General features: G+C 41.0%; 17 protein-coding genes. 9 read left to right on the top strand and 8 right to left on the bottom strand.

Features of this window, described 5'->3' with window-relative positions:
- The first annotated feature begins 49 nt into the window (after positions 1-49).
- From C1A09_RS10110 to C1A09_RS16535, 7 genes are all read left to right on the top strand, one after another.
- Entirely contained in the window at positions 50-1,552 is a 1,503-nt protein-coding gene (locus C1A09_RS10110; protein ID WP_101543650.1) for a TolC family protein, read from the top strand.
- 133 nt (positions 1,553-1,685) lie between these two features.
- Positions 1,686-2,675, top strand: a complete 990-nt coding sequence (locus tag C1A09_RS10105; RefSeq protein ID WP_180949208.1) for an HlyD family secretion protein — start codon at positions 1,686-1,688, stop codon at positions 2,673-2,675.
- Positions 2,676-2,701: 26 nt separating this feature from the next.
- Positions 2,702-3,880, top strand: a complete 1,179-nt coding sequence (locus C1A09_RS10100) for an ABC transporter permease (RefSeq protein ID WP_101543647.1) — start codon at positions 2,702-2,704, stop codon at positions 3,878-3,880.
- A complete protein-coding gene (locus C1A09_RS10095; RefSeq protein WP_101543645.1) occupies positions 3,880-5,130 on the top strand; it encodes an ABC transporter permease in 1,251 nt (416 codons plus the stop codon). Before C1A09_RS10100 ends, C1A09_RS10095 begins: the two co-directional genes overlap by 1 nt.
- Positions 5,131-5,216: 86 nt before the next feature.
- Positions 5,217-7,115: a TlpA family protein disulfide reductase gene (locus C1A09_RS10090; RefSeq protein WP_101544210.1), complete on the top strand. Its 1,899-nt coding sequence runs from the start codon at positions 5,217-5,219 to the stop codon at positions 7,113-7,115.
- Positions 7,112-7,681 carry a hypothetical protein gene (locus C1A09_RS16540; protein WP_245875006.1) on the top strand — a complete coding sequence of 190 codons (570 nt, stop codon included), beginning with the start codon at positions 7,112-7,114 and terminating at the stop codon, positions 7,679-7,681. The genes C1A09_RS10090 and C1A09_RS16540 overlap by 4 nt, the downstream gene beginning before the upstream one ends.
- 67 nt (positions 7,682-7,748) lie before the next feature.
- Positions 7,749-8,342 (top strand): TlpA family protein disulfide reductase, encoded by a 594-nt coding sequence (locus C1A09_RS16535; RefSeq protein WP_245875004.1) that lies wholly within the window; start codon positions 7,749-7,751, stop codon positions 8,340-8,342.
- Positions 8,343-8,444: 102 nt separating this feature from the next.
- Here C1A09_RS16535 and C1A09_RS10080 read toward each other — a convergent pair whose 3' ends face one another.
- The 4 genes from C1A09_RS10080 to C1A09_RS10065 all read right to left on the bottom strand — a co-directional run bounded on the left by C1A09_RS10080 (position 8,445) and on the right by C1A09_RS10065 (position 14,841).
- Entirely contained in the window at positions 8,445-9,995 is a 1,551-nt protein-coding gene (locus C1A09_RS10080; RefSeq protein WP_101543642.1) for a Gfo/Idh/MocA family protein, read from the bottom strand.
- A gap of 63 nt (positions 9,996-10,058) precedes the next feature.
- Complete coding sequence (locus C1A09_RS10075; RefSeq protein ID WP_101543639.1) at positions 10,059-12,170, bottom strand: glycoside hydrolase family 2 protein; 2,112 nt, start codon at positions 12,168-12,170, stop codon at positions 10,059-10,061.
- A 7-nt stretch (positions 12,171-12,177) separates the two neighbouring features.
- Positions 12,178-13,287: a glycoside hydrolase family 88/105 protein gene (locus C1A09_RS10070; RefSeq protein WP_101543637.1), complete on the bottom strand. Its 1,110-nt coding sequence runs from the start codon at positions 13,285-13,287 to the stop codon at positions 12,178-12,180.
- A 108-nt stretch (positions 13,288-13,395) separates the two neighbouring features.
- Positions 13,396-14,841 (bottom strand): alpha-L-fucosidase, encoded by a 1,446-nt coding sequence (locus C1A09_RS10065; protein WP_101543634.1) that lies wholly within the window; start codon positions 14,839-14,841, stop codon positions 13,396-13,398.
- 341 nt (positions 14,842-15,182) lie between these two features.
- On the opposite strand from C1A09_RS10065, the gene C1A09_RS10060 reads away from it, so the two are divergent.
- Together C1A09_RS10060 and C1A09_RS10055 are read left to right on the top strand one after the other, a co-directional pair.
- Positions 15,183-15,545: a BlaI/MecI/CopY family transcriptional regulator gene (locus tag C1A09_RS10060; protein WP_101543631.1), complete on the top strand. Its 363-nt coding sequence runs from the start codon at positions 15,183-15,185 to the stop codon at positions 15,543-15,545.
- 13 nt (positions 15,546-15,558) lie between these two features.
- Positions 15,559-17,328, top strand: coding sequence for a M56 family metallopeptidase (locus tag C1A09_RS10055; RefSeq protein WP_101543628.1), 1,770 nt, complete (start codon positions 15,559-15,561; stop codon positions 17,326-17,328).
- Between the two features lie 100 nt (positions 17,329-17,428).
- Here C1A09_RS10055 and C1A09_RS10050 read toward each other — a convergent pair whose 3' ends face one another.
- The 4 genes from C1A09_RS10050 to xseB all read right to left on the bottom strand — a co-directional run bounded on the left by C1A09_RS10050 (position 17,429) and on the right by xseB (position 20,735).
- Positions 17,429-18,529 carry an Mrp/NBP35 family ATP-binding protein gene (locus C1A09_RS10050; RefSeq protein ID WP_101543625.1) on the bottom strand — a complete coding sequence of 367 codons (1,101 nt, stop codon included), beginning with the start codon at positions 18,527-18,529 and terminating at the stop codon, positions 17,429-17,431.
- Positions 18,530-18,571: 42 nt separating this feature from the next.
- Positions 18,572-19,330, bottom strand: coding sequence for a tRNA (guanosine(46)-N7)-methyltransferase TrmB (gene trmB, locus C1A09_RS10045; protein WP_101543623.1), 759 nt, complete (start codon positions 19,328-19,330; stop codon positions 18,572-18,574).
- A gap of 117 nt (positions 19,331-19,447) precedes the next feature.
- A complete protein-coding gene (locus tag C1A09_RS10040) occupies positions 19,448-20,467 on the bottom strand; it encodes a branched-chain amino acid aminotransferase (protein ID WP_101543621.1) in 1,020 nt (339 codons plus the stop codon).
- Positions 20,468-20,519: 52 nt separating this feature from the next.
- Complete coding sequence (gene xseB / locus C1A09_RS10035) at positions 20,520-20,735, bottom strand: exodeoxyribonuclease VII small subunit (protein WP_101543619.1); 216 nt, start codon at positions 20,733-20,735, stop codon at positions 20,520-20,522.
- Positions 20,736-20,739 lie beyond the last annotated feature (4 nt).

Below are 20,739 nucleotides of genomic sequence, written 5' to 3'. Positions count from 1 at the left end.
TTGCTATACCAATAACAATTTTATCACCTTATTATAATGTATAGACCCAATGAAAAAGTTCTTCTGTTTCATCTGGTTGACTTGCCTGACGCTTCCCATGGTCGCACAGGAGGTTTTGAGTTTGGATAGTTGCCGTGCATTGGCAATTGCCAACAACAAAGAATTGTTGATTAGCCAGGAAAAAATCAATGCGGCACACTATCAGAAAAAAGCGGCATTCACCAATTATCTGCCCAATATTTCTGCATCGGGCGGATATATGCGTAATCAGAAAGAATTTTCTTTACTGAGCGATGCACAAAAAAGTGCACTCGGTTCTGTGGGGACACAGGTCGGTGGTGCTTTACAAAATGGTATCCAAGAAATGTTGACCCAACATCCTGAATTGATACAAAATCCTCAACTCATGGCAATCCTCCAGTCATTAGGAAGTACAGATATCGCTACGCCGCTCAATGGTTTGGGGCAATCTCTCGTTGATGCTTTTCGTACAGACACGCGCAATATATATACTGGAGCATTGACCCTGACACAACCTTTGTATATGGGTGGTAAAATACGGGCTTACAACAAAATCACCAAATATGCAGAGGAACTGGCACAGCAACAGCATAACACCGGTATACAGGAAGTCATTTTGAGTACAGACCAGGCATACTGGCAAGTGGTATCCCTCGCCAGCAAAAAAAAGTTGGCGGAAGGTTACCTCGAATTATTACAAAAGTTGGAAAGTGATATCGACAAGATGATTGTTGAGGGAGTAGCCACCAAAGCCGACGGCTTATCTGTCAAGGTAAAGGTGAATGAGGCTGAAATGACTTTGACTAAAGTTAACGATGGTTTGAGCCTTGCCAAAATGTTGCTTTGCCAACTGTGCGGACTTGATCTTAGTTCTTCCATTACGCTGGCTGATGAAAAGAAAAATGACTTGGGCATTGTTCCGGTAGTAGAAAAAAATATTGATATCAATAATGTTTATGCTACCCGCCCGGAAGTACGCAGTCTGAAACTTGCTACTCAAATTTACAAGCAGAAAGTCAACGTTACCCGTGCGGAATTTCTTCCGTCCGTTGCTTTGATAGGCAACTATATGGTAACCAATCCCTCCGTCTTCAACAGCTTTGAAAAGAAATTCAAAGGAATGTGGAATGTAGGCGTCATGGTTTCCCTTCCTATCTGGCATTGGGGTGAAGGTATTTATAAAGTAAAAGCCGCTAAATCGGAAGCGCGTATCACGCAATACCAATTGGACAATGCCAAAGAAAAGATAGAATTACAAGTTAACCAATCTGCTTTCAAAGTGAACGAAGCTGCCAAAACGCTCATCATGGCCGAAAAAAATCTGGAGAAAGCCAATGAGAACCTACGCTATGCTACCCTTGGATTTGAAGAGGGGGTAATACCGGCAAGCAATGTGCTTGAAGCGCATACTGCCTGGCTTTCTGCTCAATCGGAAAAGATAGATGCACAGATTGATGTGAAGTTGACGGAAATCTATCTGAAGAAGGCTACAGGGAATTTACAATTCGACAATTTACGATCAGGCGATTAATAAACGTCAGTTAATCGTGAGTTGGAAATTGTAAATAGTAAATCAACGTAGTTTCAATCGGAGCTATATATTCATAAAGAATGAAGTGATTTTTGAACGAAGCGAAATTGTAAATTGTAAAATCGTAAATAAAATGTTGGATACAAAATCACAAAACAGTAACATGCTACTGGCATTTCTCACACTGACGGGAGTGATTGCCATAGTTGCTCTTGTGGGCTTCTTCATGCTCCGCAAAGGGCCGGAGATTGTACAGGGACAAGCAGAAGTAACGGAGTATCGCGTATCAAGCAAAGTACCGGGACGTATTCTGGAATTTCGAGTGAAAGAAGGGCAGAATGTGCAAGCTGGAGATACCCTTGCCATTCTGGAGGCACCCGATGTGCAAGCCAAGCTTGAACAGGCACGTGCCGCCGAAGCTGCCGCACAGGCACAGAATGAAAAAGCTCTGAAAGGTGTCCGTCGGGAACAGATACAGGCTGCCTACGAAATGTGGCAGAAAGCACAGGCAGGACTTGTCATTGCAGAAAAATCTTATAAACGGATAAGAAATTTGCACGATCAAGGAGTGATGTCTGCACAAAAACTGGATGAAGTTACTGCCCAACGTGATGCAGCCATAGCTACCGAAAAAGCAGCTAAAGCACAATATAACATGGCCAAGAACGGTGCCGAACGTGAAGACAAAGCCGCCGCTGCCGCATTGGTGGAACGTGCTAAAGGAGTTGTTGCTGAAGTAGCATCGTATATCAAGGAAACTTACTTGATAGCACAAACCGCCGGAGAGGTATCCGAGATATTCCCCAAAGTAGGTGAATTGGTTGGGACAGGCGCCCCCATCATGAATATTGCTACATTGGATGATATATGGGTAACTTTCAATGTACGCGAAGATTTGTTGCAAGGACTAGGCATGGATACTGAATTTGAAGCATTCATCCCCGCCCTCGACAAGAGCATACGCTTGAAGGTATATTATATGAAAGACCTCGGCACATACGCTGCCTGGAAAGCAACTAAAACGACCGGGCAGTTCGACCTAAAAACATTTGAGGTAAAAGCTTCCCCGCTGGAAAAAATAGAGGGATTAAGACCGGGAATGAGTGTGATTTTGAAAAAGTGATAAAGTAGCAAAGTGGTAAAGTGGTAATGGAAAGAGATAAAAAACATATAGCCTTATGGAACGTGGCGAAACGTGAATGCCGCCGTCTCGTCTCCCGCCCACTCTACCTGTTCTGTATGGTTATTGCACCATTGTTCTGTTATATATTCTTCACTACACTTATGGACTCCGGTCTACCTACCGATATGCCTGTAGGTGTGGTAGATCAGGATATGACATCTACCACCCGCCAACTGGTGCGCAACCTGGACGCTTTTGAGCAGACAGCCGTCATAGCTCATTATCCTAATGTCAACGATGCACGTACCGCCATGCAACGAGGAGAAATCTACGGTTTTTTCTATATCCCCCAAGGTACTACCGCCCAAGTACAGGCACAACGCCAACCTAAGGTTTCTTTTTATACCAACAACACCTTGCTTATTGCCGGTTCACTCTTGTTTAAGGATATGAAGATGATGAGCGAGTTGGCATCAGGAGCAGCTGCACGCACCGCTTTGTACGCCAAAGGCGCCACCGAAGACCAAGCTATGGCATTTCTCCAACCCATCGTCATAGATACACACCCACTCAACAACCCGTGGTTGAATTATTCTGTATATCTGTGCAACACCTTTGCCCCCGGTGTGTTAATGTTACTTATTTTTATGATTACAGTTTACTCCATCGGTGTAGAGATTAAGCATCGTAGCGCCCGCGAGTGGCTGCGCATGGGTAACAATTCCATCTGGATTTCCCTTGCCGGAAAGTTGTTACCGCATACAGCGATATTCTTTTTAATGGGTATATTATATAATGTATATTTATATGGATATCTGCATTTCCCCTGCAACAGTGGCATCCTTCCGATGTTACTTGCTACGCTTTGCCTGGTATTGGCATCGCAAGGCATGGGCGTATTGATGATTGGTACTTTGCCTACCTTGAGATTGGGACTTAGTTTTGCCTCACTCTGGGGAGTACTTTCTTTTTCGATGTGCGGACTGTCATTCCCTGCCATGGCGATGCACCCCGTACTGCAAGGATTGGCAAATCTGTTCCCGTTGCGTCATTATTTCCTCATCTATGTAGACCAAGCACTCAATGGTTACCCGATGATTTACTCATGGGTGAACTATGTAGCTTTACTTATATTCATGATGCTTCCATTCCTTATAGCTCATCGGCTGAAAGAAGCATTAATTTACTATAAATACGTACCGTAATGAAGCATCTGACGTTCAAACAGAAAGTTGTTCAAGGTATCTATGATATGTTCTATATCTGGAAACAGGAATTTCGTACGACCTTTCGTGACCAGGGTGTGCTTATCTTCTTTGTACTTGTCCCTATAGTGTATCCGTTGATATACGCATTTATCTATACCAACGAAACCATCCGTGAAGTACCTGCTGTGGTAGTGGACAACTCACGTAGTGCATTAAGCCGCGAATACCTGCGAAAAGTGGATGCCAGTCCCGAAGTGAATATCGTGACTTATTGCGCCGACATGGAGGAAGCCAGACTGATGCTGAAAGATCGGAAGGCGTATGGCATCATCTATATTCCGACTCATTTTAGTGACGATATAGCGCGTGGTAAGCAGACTCAGGTCAGTCTTTTCTGTGATATGAGCGGATTGCTTTACTATAAAGCTTTACTGAACACTAATACAAACGTATCTTTAGAGATGAATGCGGATATCAAGATTGAACGTGCCGGAAACACTACCGACCGCCAGGATGAGATAACTGCCTATCCGATAGAATATGAGGATGTCACGCTATTCAATCCTACCAATGGCTTTGCCGCTTTCCTGATACCTGCCGTACTGGTATTGATTATCCAGCAAACTTTACTGTTGGGTATCGGATTGTCTGTAGGAACCGCCCGTGAACATAACCGTTTCAAAGATTTAGTACCTATCAACCGACATTACAACGGTACTCTACGAATTGTAATGGGAAAAGGCCTGAGCTACTTCATGGTATATTCACTTGTGGCAGTATACATCTTATGTGTAGTACCTCGCCTATTCAGCCTCAACCAAATACCTATCCCCGGAGTGCTGACTTTATTTACCTTACCCTATTTGGGTGCTTGTATTTTCTTTGCAATGACGGCCTCCATCGCCATCCGTAACCGGGAAACGTGTATGTTGTTATTTGTATTTACATCCGTACCTTTGCTTTTCCTTTCCGGTATTTCATGGCCAGAGACAGCCATGCCCGCATTCTGGAGATATTTTTCATATATCTTCCCTTCGACATTCGGAATCAACGGATATGTACGCATTAACAGTATGGGGACTACACTCAATGAAGTAGCTTTCGAATATCAAGCCTTGTGGCTACAAACAGGTTTCTATTTCATTACAACCTGTCTGGTTTATCGATGGCAGATACTCCGAAGCAGAAAACACGTGATTGAAGAGTATAAAAAATACAAAAGCGAAGAAAAAGCCGTTTCACTGTAAGTTCCTTTTTGATTTTGCATCAATTAACGTTGAAAGAAGCATGTTCATACGAAACTTTCGTACTTTTGAGAAAAAATCAAAATAGTATGAGACAAACACTTTCAATTATCATCGGCTTGTTGTTATGCTGTACTCTCCAAGCCAAAAACAGGGTTATAGAGCAACCCCCGTTCTGCGTAAGAAACAACACTTCTATCGAAGTTAGTAAGATTGTATTGAGCGACACCGCTACTATTCTTCATATTTATGCCAATTATCGGCCTAAATACTGGATAAAAATAGCTTCGAGCAGTTATTTGAAAGACAATAATGGAGAAACTTATCTCTTGCGTTCAGGGATAGGTATCACACCGGACAAAGAATTCTGGATGCCAGAATCGGGCGAAGCTGAATTTCAGTTGGTATTTCCTCCCTTACCTGATACAATTACCAGCATTGATTTCACGGAAGGCGAAAAGGTAGACAACGGATACAGTATTTGGGGTATACAACTTAAAGGTAAGAAGTTACCAACATTGGTATTACCCAAGAATGCGGTAGTACACAAAATCGACAAAAATCTCGGACTACCCGAACCTGTCATCCAATATGGGAAAGGAACTTTAAAAGGTAAGTTGCTGGAGTATCATACCGGAATGTTCTCACGTCCTATAAACATAATGTTGTTTGAAAGCGTCAAAGGAGATGTATCCCAAGTACCATTGACTATAGATGCTGAAGGCAACTTTAATCAGGAGATTATTTTAGCAGCAACCACTCAATGTAATATGTATCTGCCCGGTAGTAATAATAAGCTCGTATTCTTTATGGAACCCGGCAAGGAAACCGAAGTATACATCAACCTACGTGAACTTTCGCGCCAACAGTCCAAATTCCACAAACTGGAGAAAAACCGTGATAAGCTATTTTATATTAACGGTCCATTGGCTGCCACAGCACAAGAAATGAGTGAAAAGGTATATACTCCTGACCTACGGGAACTGAATTTCCGTAATTTAAAGGCTATAAACGGTATGAGTTTCACCGATTTTAAAGCATACACTCTACAACAAGTGGATAGCATTCAGCGGAAAACAGACAATTTACCTGTAAGTAAAGCCACTCACGAGTTACTGAGTATCAACAATAAAATGTCTATAGTAGCTGCACTACGAGGTGCTGCAAGTACAATGACTTCTGCTGCCATAGCCTCCGGAAACATTAAACGCGAAGAAGCAGAAATTTTTTTTCAGGAACTTATGAAGAAATATCCGGCAGACTATCTTGCAAACATCGACATAAACTATTTGAATGAACCGCAATCTATTTTGGCGGATATGTATTACTATCTGGTTATAATCTATTCTCGCGATATTGAAAAAATCGCCAAAGAATGCGGAACAGACAAAGGCATTTTCTTCGATGTAGCCCAAGTAACTCCCCTCTACCGTAAAATCAAAGAGTATAACCCTCTCACAGAAGAAGATAAAATAAGTATTTCCGCTTTACCACAAACTTATCAGGAAATGTTGACTGTAGCCAATGACAAACTGCTCGCCAAAATCGAAGCCAACAAGAAAAAGACCGGATTTACCATAAACGAAGCAGGTGAAGTGAGTAATGAAGATTTGTTTGCTTCTATCATCAGCAAGTTCAGAGGTAAAGTTCTTCTGGTAGATTTCTGGGCCACCTGGTGCGGTCCATGCCGTATGGCAAATAAAGCGATGATTCCCATGAAAGAGGAATTGAAAGACAAGGATATTGTTTACCTGTATATCACCGGCGAAACTTCCCCATTAGGAACATGGAACAATATGATTACTGACATCCACGGCGAACACTACCGCCTGACACAAACCCAATGGGACTATCTGAGCAAGAGTTTTGAGGTAAGAGGTGTGCCCACTTACCTGATTGTTGACCGTGAAGGAAACATCAAATACAAGCAAACAGGTTTTCCAGGAGTTGAAACAATGAAAAAAGAATTACTGAAAATAGTCAAATGATTGGAATTAATAAACAACTCATATTCTACGCTTTCTTATGCATTCTTCCATTAACGGGGAATGCACAAGAAGGTTCCAAAGAATATCTGAAAGAAGTACTTGCCAATTTAAATAAGATAAAATCGGCAATTTATCTCTGCCAATCCGAAAATTGGCAACCGGGAGATACACTTCCACTCTCTGTCTATCAAATACTTTGTCAGGAGATCGACAACCCAGAAGACACAACAGTAGGTTGTGTATATACATATGGCAATCCGGTACAATCTGGACAGATAGAGTTTGCATACGACGGTAATCAAAAGTTTGATTTCTTCCACGAGAATAAAGGGGTAATCGTAGACGATTTTACATTCAGACCTCTACCCTTCCGGCTTGTGAACCCTCCCTTTTTCAATTTCTGTAAAAATATACTAATATATACATTTAATACTACAGATCATATCCGATATGAACTGAAAGAAAAAAAAGATTACTACTATTTCAAGTTGACGATTGATGAAGAAGAACAAGTAGAGTTTTTTGGAAAGGCTTATCATATTCCTCCCCCCCCCCTTCTATGTTGACCCGCTTTCTATTTATGAACTTTGGATAAGTAAAAGTAATAACCTACCCTATAAACTCCGGCGATACATGTCGCATGACATTTCAGTCAAAGAATGTATAGAAGCAGAATTCAACACATTTTCTTTGAAAGATTTTGACGTAATGAAGTATATACCCAAAGATTACGAAATAAGAACAGTTGAAGAGAATAAGAATCAAAGTAAGGAAAAAATAAAGCAAGGTGATTTAACGGGAAAACCTGCACCGACATGGACATTGAACAATCCGGACTGCCAACCCGTATCACTGGACGATTTTAAAAGTGAAGTTCTTATCATTTGTTTTACAGGCATAGGTTGTGGACCTTGTCAAGCGGCAGTTCCTTTCTTGAAAGAAATAAAGACTCATTATTATGATGAGAAAGTAGATATTGTGGCTATTGAGAGCTGGAGCCGTCGAGAAAGTGCCGTCAAGGCTTATGCTGAAAGAAAGCAATTAAATTATACCATACTGACTGCCACTGATCAAATTATTCAAGATTATCAAACCGGTGGTAGCGCTCCCCAATTTTTTATACTGGATAAACAACGGATCATCCGGAAAACAATCAAAGGCTATGGAGGAGACCGGACTAATAAAGAAATCATAAGCACTATCGCTACATTGCTTGAGACAAAATAAAAAACAAGAAAAAAAAGGCTGAGCTCCAAAAAGTCTTTTGGGTTCAGCCTTTTTCTATTTATTTAAGTCTCGACTGCTTGTTACTTCTCAAGCATCCGTTTATTACTTCTTTGCTTCCTGTGCCCATTCCTTAGCACCTTGTTCCTTCAGTTTAGCAGTAAATGCTTTTGCCTTCTCCATGGAAGCTGCTTCATCTTCAGGACTTGCATATGCATGCTTATAGCCTTTCACTACATTCCATTCACCACGAGTAAAATCAGGGAATGCAACAGCAGCACAATTATTATCCATAGAAAGTTCACCAAGTTCAGCCAAGCAACACCATTCAGCCAAATCGTATACATCCATATCCAAAGGCAAACCGTTTTGCAAACAATACACCAAACGGCTATCCATGATGAAGTCCATACCACCATGACCTCCTACTTCTTTAGCCATTTCACCATATTTCTTTAAAATAGGATGTTGATATTTCGCTACCAAAGCTTCCATATCAGCCTTAGACATAAAGCTATGTGAATTCAAATCATCCACCTTAGGTTCTACTCCCGAAGCTGACATCTGATCAGCGTCCAAAGCATATCCTTGAATAGGATACTTGTTAGCAAACCCCTTGCTACCAGTCAACTGATACAAACGATTATAAGGTTGAGGAGTCATTACATTATGTTGAATTTCAATAACCTTACCATTAGCAGTACGGATCAAAGTAGTAGTATGATCACCATTACGGAAATTATTACAAGCAGTATCTGCTCTTTCTTCTACCAAAGCCTTACCTACTACAGATTTAGTATCCATTGCTACCAAAGTCTGCATACGGTCGCCACGGTGAATATCCAAAGCTTGTGCCACAGGACCAAGACCGTGAGTAGCATATACATCTCCACGATGTCTCATATTGAAGTCCAGACGCCAGCCTAATTTATCATTCTCACCATTCTTCCAATAATGATCCCAAAACGGACTCAGATTATGAATATAAGCTCCTTGCGCACGGATAACTTCACCGAATACACCTTGTTGTGCCATGTTCAAAGTATTCATTTCGAACCAGTCATAACAACAGTTTTCAAGGATCATACAGTGTTTACGGGTCTTTTCGCTCATGTTAACCAAATCCCAACACTCTTTGAGGTTCATGGCAGAAGGAACTTCAATAGCCACATTCTTACCATTTTCCATAGCACACATAGCTACCGGGAAGTGATGTAACCAATCTGTAGCAATATAAACTAAATCTATATCGTCACGCTTACACAACTCTTCATATCCTTTTTCGCCTGAATAAACAGCAGCCTTAGGAAGAGATGCCTTTTCCAAAAATTTCTGGCATCTTTCAGCACGAGCTTGTTCATAGTCACAAAGAGCAACAATCTGAGTTCCGGGGATATGAGTGAAACGTTCCACTGCTCCAGGGCCACGCATACCAAGACCAACAAATCCCACACGGACAACTTCCATTTTCGGAAGAGCCATTCCGATTACACTTTTTTGATCAGCAGGACGTTCAGGAGTCTGGACTACAATTGTTCCTTTGTCCCAAGTCCACTGAGTACCCTTGTCGTTTGTTTGCACAGTAGAGGTCTGAGCAGAACATGCGCACAGAGTAATGACGCACATACCTAACAGCAATGACTTAATACTTTTCATGCTTTTTTAAATTTAAAGTTAGAAATAAAATTAATAATAAAACTATTCATATTCAAAAGAGTATTACCAACCGGCGTGTTCCTTTTTGTTTTCAAAGGAATCCGTCTCCCGTTTGTGTTCCTCATTGTATACCCACTCTATTTCATCCGTATACTCCTTACCTTGATAAGAAACGGTTGTTTTCAGAATATTCTTCCCCTGGTTCAAAATTACTTTATCAAATATATAATGCACATCCGTATAACCTTTACGCACGCCAGTCAATTCTTTTCCATTGAGATAAACCGTAGGTGTACCAATATTGGAATACACTGTTACAGAGGTTTCCTTCTTCTCACGATTTACATTACGACGTTGTGTTAGATAAAGTACAGGGTCTTTACTCCAGTTCGCTTTGTACCAAAAATAAGAGTCTTTCTTTATTTTGCGGTCAAAGGTAACTAATCCTTTTAAATTTCGTGCAGGAACTCCCCCTCTTTCCCACATTGGAACTGCAAAATCGAACGTATTCCACAAATATGAGGCAATAATATAGGGATGTTGGGCTATAATACTCCATTGATATTCGTGCGTTTTAGTCTGGAAAGTTTCCGGATAGAACGGTTTTCCCCAGTTCAGCGCATCACCCAGATATTCTGTTTGATGCTCAATGTTTGCATCTGCACCATATTCCGTCAGCATCAGTTTTTGCCACGGATAGTCTTTCTCCATTTTTTCCACCCAAGGCTTGATGTCCTGAATTTTCTTCTCATACCAACCAAAATATCGATTCATCCCCTGTACATCGGTATTTTGATTAACCGGATGGTCAGCATGTCCATATCCATTAACCGATACCGTATAACGGTCAGGATCTTCCGTTTTGCAAAGGTCATGGAGAGACTGCGTCAAAGCGGCAGTATAGCCATGAGGATGATATACCTCGTTATGAGTACCCCAAATATAAATAGAAGGATGGTTAAAACTTTGTCTCACCAATTCACGCATTTGCTGATGGGCATTCTCCCATTCTTGTCCCGACACACGATTTACAAAAGGAATTTCCGCCCAAATAATCAAGCCCAACGTATCACAACGTGAGTAAAGATACTCTGACTGTTGATAATGAGCAAAACGTACAGTAGTGGCACCTACATCCATAATAGTTGCCAAATCAAAATCGTGGTTCTCATTCTTCAAAGCGCTACCAAGCCCCCACCAATCCTGATGGCGAGTGACGCCATACATCGGATATTTTTTACCATTTAGGAAGAAACCTTTTCCAGCTACTATCTCATAGTTACGTAACCCCAACGGCTGTACCACTTCATCGATCACCCGGTCATTCTGCAACAAACGCGATACCACCTTATACAGATAAGGATCTTCACGCCCCTGCCACAAATGCGGATTACTCATTTTAAATGTAGAGAAATAGGCCTGCATACCTTGCGGAGTCAATTCAAAAGCTTGTTTATGTGTTTTCACCAGCTTTCCTTTGGCATCATAAATAGTATTTTCCAATATTAACGGAACAGGAACCAATGCAGCATTGTCCAACTTAACCTTCACCGTCACCTCAGCAGATTTCCTTGAAACATTCTTCTGGGTTATATATACACCGCTGGAAGCATAATCAGTAACCGCAATATTACAAGGTTCAGTCACTATCAGCCACACAGGACGATAAATACCACCATAAACACCGAACAGACTATGATTGACCGGGATCACATCGGGACGTGCAGTGTTATCGGCTTTTACAATGATTTCATTCTCTTGGCCAAACTTCACCTGCCCCCCAATTTCGCATACAAAAGCCGAATAGCCACCCTTATGTGTACCTACCAGATAACCATTGACATAAACTTCTGAACAAGAGCCTACACCTTCAAAACGCAAGAAAACACGTTTCCCCTTCATGTCCTCGGGAAACAGATACTTTTTACGATAGTAGGCTTCACCTGCATAGAAGGCATTTGTTCGTATCTGCATATCTTTAGCATTCCAGGTATGGGGAATTTGTACCTTCTCCCATTTACTTTCCCATTGACGGGTAGCTTGCATAGTTTCTTTACTAAACGGTCCTTTCTTGAACTCCCAACCGTTATTAAAAGTTGTCACTTCACGTGCAGAAATGTTTGTACTACCTGATAACAAACAAACAATCAGACAAATCCAATAAATAACTCTCATAGTATTGTCAGTTTACCATTTTATAAATCTGGCAGCCTGCCAGCAAGAATGCACCCACTCCATAAACTTCCGTCATATCACGCGTCACTTTACGTGGATCTGCGCCAATAGGCTGTACATATCCCAGTTTGCCATCCGGTTCTACCGCATCGACCAATGCATTCCATCCTTTCTGAATGACGGGAAGGAATGTTGCTTTATCCAATAATCCCTCATTCACTCCGTACGCAAGTGCATAGACAATAAAACCTGTCGCACTGGTTTCCGGAGAAGGATAAGATACAGGATCAAGCAAACTGGCATGCCAATATCCATCCGGACTTTGCAAACCTGCAACACGGGTAGCCAAAGAGACAAACAGATTTTTATAAAACTCACGGGAAGGTTCATTTTCAGGAAGTACTTGCAAAATCTCCGACAATCCACCAAGTACCCAGCCGTTACCACGTCCCCAGAATACCTTCTTACCATTTGCTTCCTTCTTACCAAAATAGCGGCGGTCGCGATAGAACAATTGTTCTTCTTTATCGTATAAATACTCGTAAGTAGCTTTATATTCTTTGTTCAAGAAATCCAGATACTTTTTATCTTTGGTCAACGCATACAGTTTAGCATACACAGGGGGAGCCATAAACAATGCATCACACCAAGACCAGCGATCCAAAGTTTCCAATTTACTATAGTCCAGTTCCAAAGTTGTTTCAGCGGGATTTTCTACTACCCAGTTGGCGCGAGCCATCACAGGGGCTACCATCTTCTTATTGCCATATTTAATATAAAGGTCTATAAAAGGCTGTCCAACGGCAATAAAATCAGCATGATACATCCACTTTCCTACTTGAAAATGGTTACGTTGCCCTATCTTGAGCAACCACTTGTAATACGAATTATCATTATCTTCCTTCTCGGTGAGCTCAGCCCAATCTACCATGCCCATATACAGAGCGGCATGTGTCCAATCCAAATCGTCGTGTTCTGCACCTTTGTTAGGATTTGCGATTTGCCAGTCGGCAACGCGTTTCATTATTGCTTTTACCTCAGGTTTGCTAAAGTTTTGTTGTGCAAAAGCCCAAGCTGTAACCAAAAGGAAAAGAATCAGTAAAAAATTTTTCTTCATTATTATTATAATTACTTTAAGGTTAGTAATAGTTTCATCTCTGAACAAAGAACCCCAAATTAAGGAATTACCCTCATCTAATCAATCTTTTTTATATATTTTTTAGAATTAAGTCAGGGCATCTTTGTATTTATTCCCCTTATCTGCCTTTTCCGTTACTTTGAGTTTGACAACAAACGGCTCTCCGGGTTTCTGTGAGGGCAGGGAAACATTGTACTCGTTATTGGTAGTCTCTGCGACTTCCAACTCCCTGCCACCATCCATCATGATAGCATTCAGAAGCTGTAGTCCCTTCGTAGTTCGCACAACCAGTTTGCCTGAATAAGGAACATTGAATACAATCATATAGATTTCATCACCTTTACGGGTATAGTACCCCCAATCTTGTTTGGGTAGACCGGAATAACCGCAACCATAGATACTTTCACCATATTTCTTCATCCAGCTACCGACAGTTTCTGCCAATTCTTTCTCTTCCGGGCGGAAATCACCATCAGCTTGTGGCCCGAAGTTCACAACCATGTTTCCTCCCATAGATACTGCATGCACAATACGTTCCAGTACTTCCAAAGGAGTCTTGACATAACTTATGGACCAATCTTTATGATATCCCCACTGATTTTCGGGAATCGTCATACAAGCTTCCCAGTCCCAGCGAGTCACTTTCAAATCTTTCACCGGATCAGGTAAACGACGTTCGTAGGCCGACTCGTAATCTCCCATCAGATGTCCATTACTATCAAAGTGACGTTGACCATAATCATCGGCACGCAAACGGCTATTAATAGTAACACCAGGAAGCATTTCCTTCAACATTCGTTCCACATGGGCCGTCCACCAACCATTTTTCTTGATACTGGTATCCCAAGTACCATCGAACCAAAAGTCCTTTACTGTCGGATAACGGATAGCAAGTTCTTTCAACTGGTTATCGGTAAATGTGAGGAAACGATTGAAAGCTACACTGTCCTCCTCAGACCTTATATCATAACGATAATCAGGATTACTCCAGTCCATTACCGAGAAATAGAAATGTACATCTATCCCTTCATCATTATAAGCCTTTACCAGTTCACCTAATATATCTTTCTTATATGGAGTCTGTGCCACTGTGTATTGACTATATTTACTTGGCCATAGGCAAAATCCTTCGTGATGTTTCGTTGTAATTTTCACATACTTCACTCCCATTTTCTTTGCCATCTTAGCCCACTCTTTGGCATTAAATTTTGTCGGGTTCCACTGATCCATCAGTTTCAACCATTCATCTGCCGGAACTTTCGCCCATGCCTTCAACCATTCGGCAGCTCCGGAATATATCTTTCCATTCCACTCTCCACCGGGAATGGCATAGAGCCCCCAATGGATAAATGCTCCGAAACGGTTATCACGGAATTTCCGCATAGCTGCATCCTGACGTTTCCCAAGACGTTCAGCTCCATACCTCAAAGGAATTTCCAGATCAGCAGGTAATACCTGAGACTGTTTCTGAGCAACAACCCCTGTTGCACAAAGAGTCAAAAAAAAGAAAATACTCAAGAATTTGTTTTTCATGTTCAATATAAAAATTAATCCATAGCTACTTTTTTGATGATGCAAAGATAGTTACCTATAAAAATATTTAGTGGGTACTTTTATCCGTTATTACCTACACAAATCATCCGAACTTTACTCATAAATCATTTTCTAATAGTAAAATCAAGAAATTTGCATAGAATTCACACTTAAAATAACTATAAAATACAAATCTGTAGAGGTACAAATCACTAAAGATTTGAAATATATAAAGAAGGATATTCTTATTTAAACCATTTTATATTAATTAACTCACTGCACAATGTTTAATTACGAATATTTCGTAACTTTGTATTGGATTTAATTAAATACTTTATTCCATGGAAAAGTTAACATTACAAGAAGAAGAGGCAATGATTTACATTTGGGAACTGGGCAGTTGCTTCGTTAAAGACATTGTTGCCAAATATCCCAAGCCGACCCCGCCCTACACCACCGTAGCATCTATTGTGAAAAACTTGGAACGAAAACAATATGTCAGTTCCACACGTGTAGGAAATACATATCAATATACACCTGCTATTCGTGAAAGTGAATATAAACGAACTTTCATGAGTGGATTCGTGCGTAACTACTTTGAAAACTCTTATAAAGAGATGGTTTCTTTTTTCGCCAAAGAGCAAAAGGTTTCAACCAACGACCTGAAAGATATTATAGATATGATTGAAAAAGGAAAAGAATAAAGATTGATATACTATGTTAGCCTATTTTCTAAAAGTCAATGTAGCGATAGCGTTATTCTATGCGTTTTATCGGCTGTTCTTCTATAAAGATACATTCTTTGGATGGCGTAGAATGGCATTACTATGTTTCTTTGTACTCTCAGCTGCTGTACCTTTACTGAATATACAAACATGGATTGTTGCTCAGGAGCCTATGGTAGCCATAGCTGATCTTTACGCCAATACAGTCTTACCGGAATTTACAATCGCTCCCGAAATAGGTATCAACTGGACAAGTACAATGCTGAACAGTATCAGTATTCTCTATTGGGGAGGGGTAGGAATTCTGTTTATACATTTTCTCTCGCAGTTGATAGGTATTATCCGTCTGTCATGTCAATGCCGTACTTTGAAAATAGGAAATATAAATGTACATTTGTTACCCAACGCACAAGGACCATTCTCTTTCTTCCAATGGATTTTTATTAATCCCAGTATACATAACGAACAAGAATTGGACGAGATATTAACCCATGAATTTACACATGCTTCGCAATGGCATTCCTTGGATATCATTGTCAGCGAAATAGCTTGTATTTTATGTTGGTTCAACCCGTTTGCCTGGCTCATGAAACGGGAAATCCGTACTAATCTGGAATATATGGCAGATGCCAGTGTATTGGCAAACGGTTACGATTCCAAAGCCTACCAGTATCATCTGTTAGGCCTCTCACATCATAAGGCTGCAGCAACTATCTATAATAATTTCAATGTTTTACCATTAAAAAAGCGCATTAAAATGATGAATAAGAAAAGAACCAGAGAAATAGGAAGAACCAAGTATCTAATGTTTCTTCCTTTAGCAGCTTTACTTATGATTATCAGTAACATCGAAGCTGTGGCACGTACCACTAAAGAAATCGCCCTGGAAGTCATAGAAGCAGTAGATACCCCAATCGCAAAGTCCACTGTAGCAACAGAAACACTGGACATTCAGTCAGCGGAACTTTCCCTCACGATTACCAATCCTAAAGATACTATTATCCCAACCCCCGAAGATGTAGTCTTTGAAGTAGTGGAGGTGATGCCGGAATTTCCCAACGGAGGCATGCCGGGACTTATGAAGTACTTGGGTAAAAACGTCAAGTATCCGATAGAGGCCCATGCCAACAATATAGAAGGTAGAGTAGTCGTTCACTTTATTGTCAATAAAGACGGAAGTATTAGTAATGTCGGCTTGACCCGCAGTGTAGACCCTCTTCTGGACAAAGAAGCTATTCGCGTAATCAGTTCCATGCCTAAATGGAAACCGGGCATGCAACGTGGCAAGGCTGTACGAGTAAAATATACGGTACCCGTTATGTTCAGACTGCAGGGACCAAAGAACGCAGAACCATATCAAGCAGTAGTCGGAACAGCTAAAGACGGAAATCTGGAAGAAGTAGTTGCCGTAGCTAAAGCTACTACCCCTATCTCCAGAACTGAAGGAAAGGTATATGAAAAGGTAGAAAATATGCCAGAGTTTCCAGGTGGCGTACAAGGATTAATGCAATATATTTCCAGTAACTTGAAATATCCGGCAGCCGCTCAGAAAGCCGGAGTACAAGGGAAAGTCATAGTATCAATGATTGTAGACAAAGAAGGGAATATCACTGATCCTAAGATTATAAAAGGAATAACTCCGTTATTGGATGCCGAAGCTATCAGAATAATCAGTGACATGCCTCAATGGAAACCCGGAACCGACAAAGGGGAAAAAGTGAATGTACAATATACAATCCCATTGGTGTTCAAGTTACAATAGAAGAAAAATAAAGTGACAGGATGGTAGCCAACCGTATGATATCTATTTAATCATACCAAAGAGGATACTACCATCCTATCACTTTATCCATATCATCCTATTATTTATGCACTTCTACAATCCGTGTAGGAGCCATTTCTATATTACGGCGATCTACTTGACGAACCACTGCAGCAGCCAATTGCAAGAAAGCACGTCCTGTCACAGTATTCTCATCAAGTGCAACAGGAGTACCTTTATCTCCTCCTTCACAAATACTTTGAACAATAGGTATCTGTCCTAATAAAGGCACATTCAAATTTTCCGCCAACTGTTTACATCCTTCCTTTCCAAAAAGATAATATTTATTTTCAGGCAATTCAGCCGGTGTAAACCAAGCCATATTTTCTACTAAACCAAGTATAGGAACATTCACTTTATCATTGGTATACATATCCACACCCTTACGTGCATCTGCCAAAGCAACTTGTTGTGGAGTACTCACAATGACAGCCCCGGTTATGGCAAGAGTTTGCAATAAAGTAAGATGAATATCACTGGTACCCGGAGGCGTATCCAAAATAAAGTAATCCAGTTCTCCCCAATCCGCATCACCAACCAACTGCTTCAGAGCATTACTCGCCATGCCGCCACGCCACAGGGTAGCTTGTTCCGGATTTACAAAAAAGCCGATGGACAGCAATTTAATACCATATTTCTCAATTGGGACAATAAGATCACGACCGCCAACATTTTCAGCATATGGTTTGGCATCTTCCACCTGAAACATTTTCGGTACGGAAGGGCCAAAAATATCGGCATCAAGCAATCCCACTTTATAACCCAACTTTGCCAACGACACAGCCAGGTTGGCAGCCACAGTAGATTTTCCCACTCCACCTTTACCAGAAGACACAGCAATTACATTCTTCACCTGCGGCAATAACTTACCCACCTCAGGGCGTGCAGCCTGACGGCTTTCCGTAGTAATTTCTACTTCTACTTCTGGAGAGACATAAGTATGTATAGCCGTCTCAGCAGCCTTTATCATAGACTTCATAAACGGATCAGTCGGCTTCTCGAATGTCAGTGAGAAACTGACTTTCATTCCATCAATACGCATATTATCAGCAACCATCTCCGCTTCAACGAGATTTCTTCCGTTACCGGGATAACGCACCGTTGCCAGTGCATCAAGAATTAATTTCGGATATAATGTCATGATATTTATTTACAATTTAATAATTTACGATTTAAATTAGTTCTATTTGCTGGTTTTCAACCCGCTACGTTTACTACGGTTATAACTGCGATACTCATCTAATTCTATTTCCACATCAGGTTCCTGCAAATTTCCTGATTGTGGCAGCATGAACTTGATATACTTAATATTCAAACCACGATCCAACCATTGTTGTTCGTAATAAGTGCGGATACCAAGAATATCGTCCACCAAATCAGAATGATAAAGATCATCGGTAATGAACTCCAACGGTAACTGATTTTTTTCAATCATGTGCCTGGTATAAGTAAACATAAAATTACTATCTGTTTTCAGATGAACCAAACCGTTATCTTTCAGAAATCTACGGTATCGCTCCATAAAATAAGTCGAAGTGAGCCGCTTGGTAGCCTTCTTCATTTGCGGATCAGAAAAAGTAAGCCATATTTCGCTGACCTCACCGGATGCAAAAAAGCGATCAATGATTTCAATATTCGTACGCAAGAAAGCGACATTCTTCATACCCGCTTCCAAAGACTCCGTGGCTCCTGTCCACATACGGGCACCTTTAATATCTACACCGATAAAATTCTTATCCGGAAACATACGCCCCAAACCTACAGTATATTCTCCACGACCGCAACCAAGCTCCAATACAATCGGATTGTCATTTTTGAAGAACTGCTTATTCCAGTTTCCCTTCATCTCAAACGGCACATCATCCACTACAGAATACGGATATTCAAAAACGTGCGGATAACCTGCCATATCGGCAAACTTCTCTAATTTATTTTTTCCCATCTATATACGTTGAAATATAAAGCAACTACATTTAGGCACGGATTACACGGATTTCACAGAATATAATCCGTGTTTTCCGCACAATCCGTGCCTAACTAAAGTATAAACTGCTGATTATTATTCTACGATAGTCACCCAACCGTGTGTATCAGGCTCATCACCGTACTGAATAGCACGCAATTTGTTATATAGTTTCGTGCAGACAGGTCCCGGCTTACCATCCTTAGCAATAACGTAAGACTTACCATTTTCCACATCATCAATACGTTCAATCGGGCTGATTACAGCTGCCGTACCACAAGCACCGGCTTCTTCAAATGTCAACAACTCCTCTTCTGGAACCGGACGGCGTTCAACTTTCATACCCATATCTTCTGCCAACTGCATCAAACTCTTATTGGTGATAGACGGTAAGATAGAAGTAGATTTTGGAGTAATATAGGTATTATCCTTGATACCGAAGAAATTGGCTGCACCACATTCATCAATATATTTCTTTTCCTTAGCATCCAGATAAAACTCACAAGCATAACCCAAATCATGTGCTTTCTTGTTGGCACGCAGACTGGCAGCATAGTTACCACCTACCTTATAAATACCTGTACCCAATGGTGCCGCACGATCATATTCGCGGATGATAACATACGGATTAGTTGAAAAGCCACCTTTAAAGTAAGGACCCACCGGAGTCACAAATACTACAAACAGATACTCACTGGCAGGATGTACACCTACTTGAGCACCGGTACCCACCAGTAATGGACGGATATATAAGGATGCACCAGATTCGTATGGCGGAATAAAACGTTCGTTCAACTTAACCACCTTCAAAATAGCCTCTCTGAAACGTTCGGTAGGAAGTTCAGCCATCAGGATACCGCGACAAGTAGACTGCAAACGTGCCGCATTCTCTTCCAGACGGAAGATACGCACCTTACCGTCTTTTCCACGGAAAGCCTTCAAACCTTCAAATGCCTCTTGACCATAATGCAAACAAGTGGCTGCCATGTGCATCGGAATAGTTTCCTCACTGCAAACTTCCAATTCCCCCCACTGTCCATTACGATTATAAATTCTCACATTGTAATCTGTCTTCATATATCCGAATGGCAGATTAGCCCAATCAAGTTCTTTCATATCTCAAAGTATTAGTTACTTCATTACGTACAATTTGCAACAAAAATAGCTTTTATTCTTCACATTCTTGCTTCTCCGACAGTAATTTTTCAATTTCACGGTCGGCTTTAGTCAATTTATCACTGCAAAACGCAATAATCTCATTCGCTTCTTTTATCTTTTCCGCAAGTATGTCAATCTCCAACTCATTGTTGTCTATTTGATTGACAATCTTCTCCAAACGCTCCATGGCTTGGGAATAAGTCTCTTTTTTCTTTGTAACCGGCATAGGA

This window comes from Bacteroides cutis (assembly GCF_900241005.1).
GTDB lineage: Bacteria > Bacteroidota > Bacteroidia > Bacteroidales > Bacteroidaceae > Bacteroides > Bacteroides cutis.
Note: the sequence above shows the minus strand (reverse complement) of the source record. Positions and strands in the feature narration are given on the sequence as shown.

Excerpts from the sequence above, each read along its gene's own strand:
- C1A09_RS10110 (WP_101543650.1), top strand. The coding sequence starts at position 50 with ATGAAAAAGTTCTTCTGTTTCATCTGGTTGACTTGCCTGACGCTTCCC.
- C1A09_RS10105 (WP_180949208.1), top strand. The coding sequence starts at position 1,686 with ATGTTGGATACAAAATCACAAAACAGTAACATGCTACTGGCATTTCTC.
- C1A09_RS10100 (WP_101543647.1), top strand. The coding sequence starts at position 2,702 with ATGGAAAGAGATAAAAAACATATAGCCTTATGGAACGTGGCGAAACGT.
- C1A09_RS10095 (WP_101543645.1), top strand. The coding sequence starts at position 3,880 with ATGAAGCATCTGACGTTCAAACAGAAAGTTGTTCAAGGTATCTATGAT.
- C1A09_RS10090 (WP_101544210.1), top strand. The coding sequence starts at position 5,217 with ATGAGACAAACACTTTCAATTATCATCGGCTTGTTGTTATGCTGTACT.
- C1A09_RS16540 (WP_245875006.1), top strand. The coding sequence starts at position 7,112 with ATGATTGGAATTAATAAACAACTCATATTCTACGCTTTCTTATGCATT.
- C1A09_RS16535 (WP_245875004.1), top strand. The coding sequence starts at position 7,749 with ATGTCGCATGACATTTCAGTCAAAGAATGTATAGAAGCAGAATTCAAC.
- C1A09_RS10080 (WP_101543642.1), bottom strand. The coding sequence starts at position 9,995 with ATGAAAAGTATTAAGTCATTGCTGTTAGGTATGTGCGTCATTACTCTG.
- C1A09_RS10075 (WP_101543639.1), bottom strand. The coding sequence starts at position 12,170 with ATGAGAGTTATTTATTGGATTTGTCTGATTGTTTGTTTGTTATCAGGT.
- C1A09_RS10070 (WP_101543637.1), bottom strand. The coding sequence starts at position 13,287 with ATGAAGAAAAATTTTTTACTGATTCTTTTCCTTTTGGTTACAGCTTGG.
- C1A09_RS10065 (WP_101543634.1), bottom strand. The coding sequence starts at position 14,841 with ATGAAAAACAAATTCTTGAGTATTTTCTTTTTTTTGACTCTTTGTGCA.
- C1A09_RS10060 (WP_101543631.1), top strand. The coding sequence starts at position 15,183 with ATGGAAAAGTTAACATTACAAGAAGAAGAGGCAATGATTTACATTTGG.
- C1A09_RS10055 (WP_101543628.1), top strand. The coding sequence starts at position 15,559 with ATGTTAGCCTATTTTCTAAAAGTCAATGTAGCGATAGCGTTATTCTAT.
- C1A09_RS10050 (WP_101543625.1), bottom strand. The coding sequence starts at position 18,529 with ATGACATTATATCCGAAATTAATTCTTGATGCACTGGCAACGGTGCGT.
- trmB (WP_101543623.1), bottom strand. The coding sequence starts at position 19,330 with ATGGGAAAAAATAAATTAGAGAAGTTTGCCGATATGGCAGGTTATCCG.
- C1A09_RS10040 (WP_101543621.1), bottom strand. The coding sequence starts at position 20,467 with ATGAAAGAACTTGATTGGGCTAATCTGCCATTCGGATATATGAAGACA.
- xseB (WP_101543619.1), bottom strand. The coding sequence starts at position 20,735 with ATGCCGGTTACAAAGAAAAAAGAGACTTATTCCCAAGCCATGGAGCGT.